This is a genomic window from Pseudomonas sp. RGB, assembly GCF_007713445.1.
Classification (GTDB): domain Bacteria; phylum Pseudomonadota; class Gammaproteobacteria; order Pseudomonadales; family Pseudomonadaceae; genus Aquipseudomonas.
Genome location: NZ_VMSH01000011.1, coordinates 179,456 through 186,674, shown reverse-complemented (window position 1 = coordinate 186,674; position 7,219 = coordinate 179,456). Strand labels below are relative to the sequence as shown.

At 65.6% G+C, this 7,219-nt stretch carries 4 protein-coding genes and 1 riboswitch; all 4 genes read left to right on the top strand.

Translation table 11 applies throughout. From position 1 onward, the window contains the following. Positions 1 to 137 precede the first annotated feature (137 nt). Positions 138 to 342: riboswitch (cobalamin riboswitch) on the top strand. Positions 343 to 434: 92 nt separating this feature from the next. The 4 genes from cobW to FPT15_RS22155 all read left to right on the top strand — a co-directional run bounded on the left by cobW (position 435) and on the right by FPT15_RS22155 (position 7,215). Continuing rightward, the gene (cobW, locus tag FPT15_RS22170) at positions 435 to 1,502 is read left to right on the top strand and encodes a cobalamin biosynthesis protein CobW (RefSeq protein ID WP_145164671.1); all 1,068 of its coding nucleotides are present in this window, start codon (positions 435 to 437) and stop codon (positions 1,500 to 1,502) included. 3 nt (positions 1,503 to 1,505) lie between these two features. After that, positions 1,506 to 5,267 (top strand): cobaltochelatase subunit CobN, encoded by a 3,762-nt coding sequence (cobN, locus tag FPT15_RS22165; RefSeq protein ID WP_145164669.1) that lies wholly within the window; start codon positions 1,506 to 1,508, stop codon positions 5,265 to 5,267. Positions 5,268 to 5,560: 293 nt separating this feature from the next. Continuing rightward, positions 5,561 to 6,559: an ATP-binding protein gene (locus FPT15_RS22160; protein WP_145164667.1), complete on the top strand. Its 999-nt coding sequence runs from the start codon at positions 5,561 to 5,563 to the stop codon at positions 6,557 to 6,559. A 53-nt stretch (positions 6,560 to 6,612) separates the two neighbouring features. Beyond that, the gene (locus tag FPT15_RS22155) at positions 6,613 to 7,215 is read left to right on the top strand and encodes a VWA domain-containing protein (protein WP_145164675.1); all 603 of its coding nucleotides are present in this window, start codon (positions 6,613 to 6,615) and stop codon (positions 7,213 to 7,215) included. Positions 7,216 to 7,219: the final 4 nt, after the last annotated feature.

Below are 7,219 nucleotides of genomic sequence, written 5' to 3'. Positions count from 1 at the left end.
TTGGTTACTTTTGGGCTCTTTTCAAAAGTGACCCGCTGTAAGAGCGGAACCCATAGCCGCCCTCACCGCAGCAACGGATATGCACACCACCCAACCATCCACCCAACCCCATCATTGACCATCCCCCACGCACTGCGTAGCCTTGGCACCCTCGAGGTTCTTCGGCCCACGCCGAAGCTAAGAAGGGAACGCGGTCCAAGCCGCGGCTGCCCCCGCAACTGTAAAGGGTTCAACTGACTGCCACGCCACTGCCCTTAACCAAGGCGGGAAGGCGCAGCCAGCGCCGGTCGCAAGACCCGCAAGCCCCAAGCCAGGAGACCTGCCTCGTAACCGATTTTCTACTTCAACCGGGCGGGGTGATCCGGTGACGAAATCCGCTCCTGCGCGCCGCCGCAGGGCCTATCGTCCCGTATGCCCGCCCCAAAGGGCATCCGATGAAAACACTGGCCAAACTCCCCGTCACCATCGTTACCGGCTTTCTCGGCTCGGGCAAAACCACCTTGCTGCGCCACATGCTCGACAACGCCCAGGGCCGTCGCATCGCCTTGATCGTCAACGAGTTCGGCGAGTTGGGCATCGACGGTGAAATCCTCAAACAGTGCTCCATCGGTTGCACCGAAGAAGAAGCCAACGGCCGCGTCTACGAACTGGCCAACGGCTGCCTGTGCTGCACCGTGCAGGAAGAATTCTTCCCGGTCATGCGCGAACTGGTCGCCCGTCGCGGCGACCTCGACCACATCCTCATCGAAACCTCAGGCCTGGCCCTGCCAAAACCGCTGGTGCAGGCCTTCCAGTGGCCGGAAATCCGCAGCGCCTGCACGGTTGACGCCGTGATCACCGTGGTCGACAGCCCGGCCGTGGCCGCCGGCACCTTCGCCGCGTTCCCGGACCAGGTCGACGCCCAGCGCAAACTCGACCCGAACCTGGACCACGAGTCGCCACTGCACGAGCTGTTCGCCGACCAACTGGCCAGCGCCGACCTGGTGATCCTCAACAAGTCCGACCTGATCAGCCCTGAAGACCTCGCCCGCGTGCGCCTGGAAGTCGCCGAAGAGCTGCCGCCCGCGGTGAAAATCGTCGAAGCCAGCAGCGGTCGCCTGCCACTGGACGTGCTGATTGGCCTGGGCGCCGGCTCCGAAGAGCACATCGACGGCCGCCACAGTCACCACGATCAGCACCACGACGGTGAAGACGACCATGACCACGATCACGACGCCTTCGACTCCATCTCCATCGACCTGCCGCAAGCCGACGAAGCGCTGCTGCTCGACGCCCTGACCCAGTTGGTGGTGCAACACGGCATCCTGCGCGTCAAAGGTTTTGCGGCAATCCCGAACAAGCCGATGCGCCTGTTGATTCAGGGCGTGGGCACGCGTTTTGACAAACACTTCGACCGCGCCTGGGGCGCCGACGAAGCGCGCATCACGCGCCTGGTGCTGATTGGCCAGGAACTGGATGCGGCGGGCCTCGAAGCGCAACTGCGCGCCGCCCTCAGCGTTTAACCCATGCACCTGCTCAGGACCCAGCCCGGTGGTTTCGTCTCGGACGACAATATTGCCGACTTAGGCCAAACCCCCGCTGAACTGGTGATCCTGTGCAGCGGCGATTCCAGTCTGGCGCTGCTGGCCGAAGCGGCTCAGCAGTTGCCCGACGACTACCCCAGCGTTCGCCTGGCCAACCCGATGCAGGTGCAAAACCATGCCTCGGTCGACCTGTACGTCGATGAGGTGCTGCGCCACGCCAAGGTCATCCTGATTTCGCTGCACGGCGGCATCGGTTATTGGCGCTACGGCATCGAACGCCTGGTGGAGCTGGCCGAGCGCGGCGTGCAGTTGATTCTGGTGCCGGGCGATGATCGCCCAGACCCGGAACTCAGCGGCTTGAGCACGGTAGGCGCTCAAGCGCGCGATCGGCTCTGGCACTTCCTGCGCCAGGGCGGCCTGGGCAATGCGCTGGATTTCTATCGCTGCCTGGCGAGCAGCTACCTGGGCCGCGACTACGCCTGGGCCGAGCCGCAAACCCTGCCGCGCACCGCGATTTATCACCCGCACAAAGCCAACGCTCGCCTCAATGATTGGCTGGCGGACTGGCAGGCCGATTTTCCGGTGGCGGCGGTGCTGTTCTACCGCTCGCATTTGCAGGCGGCCAATACCGGTTTTATCGACGTGTTCTGCCAGCGTCTGCAGGCGGCGGGCCTCAACCCGTTGCCGATGGCGGTGGCCAGTTTGAAAGAGCCCGGCTGCCTTGAAGTGGTCGAGGACTTGCTGGATGAAGTGCAGGCGGCGGTGATTCTGAATACCACCGGCTTTGCCCAATCCAGCCCCGAAGCGCCGCACCTGCGCCCGTTTCGTCGCAACATCCCGGTGATCCAGGCGATATGCGCGCAAGACAACCAGCCCGGCTGGGAGGCCAGCGAACAAGGCCTCGGCCCGCGCGACCTGGCCATGCACATCGCCTTGCCGGAGCTGGACGGGCGCATCATCAGCCGGCCGATCAGCTTCAAGGACCTGGCCTGGCGCAGCGAGCGCAGCCAGTCCGACGTGGTGTGCTACCGCGCCGCGCCCGAGCGCATGGATTTTGTCGCCGAGCTGGCGCGGCGTTGGGTCGAATTGGCGCGGGTGCCGAACGCGCAAAAGCGTATTGCGCTGATCCTCGCCAACTACCCGACACGCGACGGCCGCATCGGCAATGGCGTGGGGCTGGACACGCCGGCAGCAGCACTGAACATCCTGCGCGCGCTGCACGCCGAAGGTTACCCGGTGCCGAGTGAGTTGCCCGCCAGCGGCACCGCGCTGATCCATGAACTGCTCGGCGGCATCACCAATGACCTCGACAGCCTCGACCTGCGCCCGTGCCATCAAAGCCTGGGCCTGGACGACTACGAGGCAATGTTCAAGCGCTTGCCCGAGGCCAATCGCCAAGCGGTCATGGAGCGCTGGGGCACGCCGCACAACGACCCGATGTGCCGCGACGGGCGCATGATGATCGCCGGCCTGCGCCTGGGCCAGACCTTCGTCGGCATCCAGCCCGCACGCGGCTATCAGGTCGACCACAGCGCGGTGTACCACGACCCGGACCTGGTGCCGCCGCACGGCTACCTGGCGTTTTACTTCTGGTTGCGCCACACCTACGGCGCCCACGGCGTGATCCACGTCGGCAAGCACGGCAACCTCGAATGGCTGCCGGGTAAAGGCGTGGGGCTGTCGGAAAATTGCTGGCCCGATGCGCTGCTGGGGCCGCTGCCGAACATCTACCCGTTTATCGTCAACGACCCGGGCGAGGGCGCCCAGGCCAAGCGCCGCACCCAGGCGGTGATCATCGACCACCTGATGCCGCCGCTGACCCGCGCCGAAACCTACGGCCCGTTGCGCAACCTTGAGCTGTTGGCGGACGAGTACTACGAGGCGCAATTGCTCGACCCGCGCCGCGCCCTCGAGCTGCAAAAAGACATCCTCAAGCTGGTGCGCGAAACCCGTATCGACCAGGAACTTGAGCTGGATAACGACGCCGATGCAGCGGTCTGGCTGCCGCGCCTGGACACCTACCTGTGTGACTTGAAGGAGTCGCAGATCCGCGACGGCCTGCATATCTTTGGCGAGTCGCCCGACGGCCCCTTGCGCATCGACACCTTGTTGGCCCTGCTGCGCATCCCGCGCGGCGATGGCCGTGGCCCGCAATCGAGTTTGTTGCGCGTGTTGGCCAAGGCCTTCGAGCTGGGTTTTGACCCGCTCGATTGCGCCCTGGCCGAGCCCTGGACCGGGCGCCGACCCGAGGTCTTGCAAAAGATCGATCAGCAGCTGTGGCGCACCGCCGGTGATACCCGCGAGCGCCTGGAGTTGTACGCCGCGCGTTTGATCGAGCAAGCACTGGAAGGGCCGCTTGAGCAGCTTGAAGAGCCCGGCTGGGAAGACGTGAAGTCGGTCATCGAGAGCCTGCGCATTGTCGTCGCGCCACGCCTGGATGCCTGCGGGCCGGCGGAAATGCGCGGCTTGCTGGATGCCTTGAGCGGTCGCTTCGTACCGGCCGGCCCCAGCGGCGCGCCGAGCCGTGGACGCTTGGACGTGTTGCCCACCGGGCGCAATTTTTTCAGCGTGGATGTGCGCAACCTGCCCACCACCACGGCCTGGCGCATCGGCTTCCAGTCCGCCAACCTGATCCTTGAACGGCACCTGCAGGACCACGGCGATCATCTGCGCCAACTTGGCCTGTCGGTATGGGGCACCGCGACCATGCGCACCGGCGGCGACGATATCGCCCAGGCCATGGCGCTGATGGGCGTGCGCCCGGTCTGGGCCACGGGCAGCCAGCGCGTGGATGACTTTGAAATCCTGCCGATCAGCCTGCTGGACCGTCCGCGCGTTGACGTAACGCTGCGCGTGTCCGGGTTCTTCCGTGATGCCTTCGCCAACCTGATCCGCCTGTTCGACGCCGCGGTGCAGGCGGTGGCGGCGCTGGATGAGCCGGATGACATGAACCCGCTGGCGGCCAAGGTGCGCAGCGAACGTGAGGCACTGCTCAGCGCCGGCCTGGATGAGAACGCCGCTGCAAAACAAGCCGGCTGGCGCATCTTCGGCGCCAAGCCGGGGGCTTATGGCGCTGGCGTCCAAGGTGCGATTGACGCGCGGCTGTGGCAGAGCCGCGAGGATTTGGCCGAGGTCTACTTGAACTGGGGCGGCTACGCCTACGGTGGTTCCGATGAAGGCACCGCCGCCCGCGAACAGTTCGCCCAGCGCCTGAGCCAGGTGCAGGCGGTCCTGCAAAACCAGGACAACCGCGAGCACGACCTGCTCGATTCCAATGACTACTACCAATTCCAGGGTGGCATGCTCGCCGCCGTGGAAACCCTGAGCGGTGACAAGGCCGCCAGTTACCATGGCGACCACAGCCAGCCGGACTTGCCGAAGATCCGCACCTTGAAGGAAGAGCTGAACCGGGTGATCCGTGCCCGCGCCGCCAACCCCAAGTGGATCGAAGGCGTGAAGCGCCATGGCTATAAAGGCGCGTTCGAAATGGCCGCGACGGTGGACAACCTGTTCGCCTTCGATGCCACCACGGCGCTGATCGATGATCACCAATACGCGTTGCTTGCCGACGCTTACCTGCTTGACGCTGACACCCGAGCCTTCGTGCAGCAGCACAACCCTGACGCTTTGCGCGACATGACCGAACGCATGCTCGAAGCCCAGCAACGCGGCCTGTGGCAAGAGCCCGGCGCATACCGCGAGGCGTTGGAAAACCTGTTGCTGGACATAGAAGAAGACAGCTAGCGTACGACCACCGACTGTCGTGGCGAGCAGAATTGTTGTGGCAAGCAGACGTGTGGCAAGCGGGTTGGTTGTGGCGAGCGGGCTTGCCCCGCGTTGGGTCGCGAAGCGGCCCCAAGACCGCACACCCGGCTCTTTCAGGAAAACCGCGTTGTTTGTATTAGGGCTGCTTCGCAGCCCAACGCGGGGCAAGCCCGCTCGCCACAACAAGCCCGCTCGCCACAACGAGCGGTAGACACGACCAGCCCGGCCACCTCAGGGGATTGCCTGTGCCGCAGAATTTAACGAGAACATGCATGACCGACATTCCACATTTCCCGCTGTCCGCCGTGGTCGGCGCCGATGAACTGAAACTGGCGCTGTGCCTCACCGCCATCGACCCGAAAATCGGCGGCGTGCTGATCGAAGGCCCGCGCGGCATGGCCAAGTCGACCCTGGCGCGTGGTCTGGCCGACCTGCTCGCCAGCGGCCAGTTCGTCACCCTGCCGTTGGGCGCCACCGAAGAACGCCTGGTCGGCACGCTGGACCTGGACGCCGCATTGGGCGAAGGCCGCGCGCAGTTTTCCCCTGGCGTACTGGCCAAGGCCGATGGCGGCGTGCTGTACGTCGATGAAGTCAATTTGCTCGCCGATCACCTGGTGGACCTGCTGCTGGACGTCGCCGCCAGCGGCACCAACCTGATCGAGCGCGATGGCATCTCGCATCGCCATTCAGCGCGCTTCGTGCTGATCGGCACCATGAACCCGGAGGAGGGCGAGTTGCGCCCGCAACTGCTCGACCGTTTTGGCTTCAACGTGGCGTTGAGCGGGCAAACCCTGCCCGCCGAGCGTGGGCAAATCATTCGTCGGCGCCTGGATTTCGACAGCGACCCCGCCGCATTCTGCGCCCAGTGGGCCGAGCAGCAAGGCGCCTTGCGTGAGCGCTGCACCCAGGCGCGGGCGCGGCTCGACAGCATCGAGCTGGATGACCAGGCCCTGGCGCAGATCACCGAGCGCTGTTTCGCCGCCGGTGTCGATGGCTTGCGCGCGGACCTGGTGTGGTTGCGCGGCGCACGCGCCCATGCCGCCTGGCGTGGCGCCACCGCCATCGCCGAGCAAGACATCGAAGCCGTGGCCGAATTTGCCTTGCGCCATCGGCGGCAAGAGCAATCCCCACCGGCGAGCCCGCCCAATCAAGGCCAGGCGCCCAAACCTTCCGATTCTTCACCCGGCCAGGGCCAGTGGGGCGATATGCCCGCGCCAGCCTTGCCCACGGGCGCACGCCGGGAAGTACCTGCCTGGCCAAAAAAGCCTTAGGCATTCGCCCTCGTCCTGACGCGGGGGCGGATGCCCGGCCCAAGGCGGGGCGACTGGAAAAAGGCAGGCACGGCAAGGCGCGCAGTGCAAAACACGGCACGATCAACTGGCCGGGCACCTTGCTCGGCGGGCGGCCGCACGGCCGTGAGGATCTGCGCTACCACCTGCGCACCCGCGCGGCCCACGAGTTGTGGCTGGTGATCGTCGATGCCTCGGCCTCCACGCGGCGCCATGGTGCGTTGACCGACGCCAAAGGCCTGCTCGCGCAGCTGTTCGACGATGCCTACCGCCAACGCGCACGCATGGCGTTACTCACGGCCAGCGGGCAGTCGCCCACCTGGCAAGTGCAGGGCTTGAAGGCCGCCAAAGGCTTGACCGGATGGCTGGCGCAACTCGGCGCCGGCGGCGGCACGCCGTTGCTGGCGGCGCTCTCTGAAGCGGGGCAGTGGCTGCAGGCGCGACGCCAGCGTTACCCCGCCGAACGACAGCGTCTGCTGGTGATCACCGATGGCCGGCTCAAGGATATTGCCGGTTTGCCAGCGCTCGATTGCCCGGGGCTGCTGGTGGATATCGAGCGCGGTCCGATCACACTCGGGCGAGCAGCACAGCTGGCGCTGGCGCTGAATCTGGACTATCGGCACATCGACAGTCTGTAGCGTT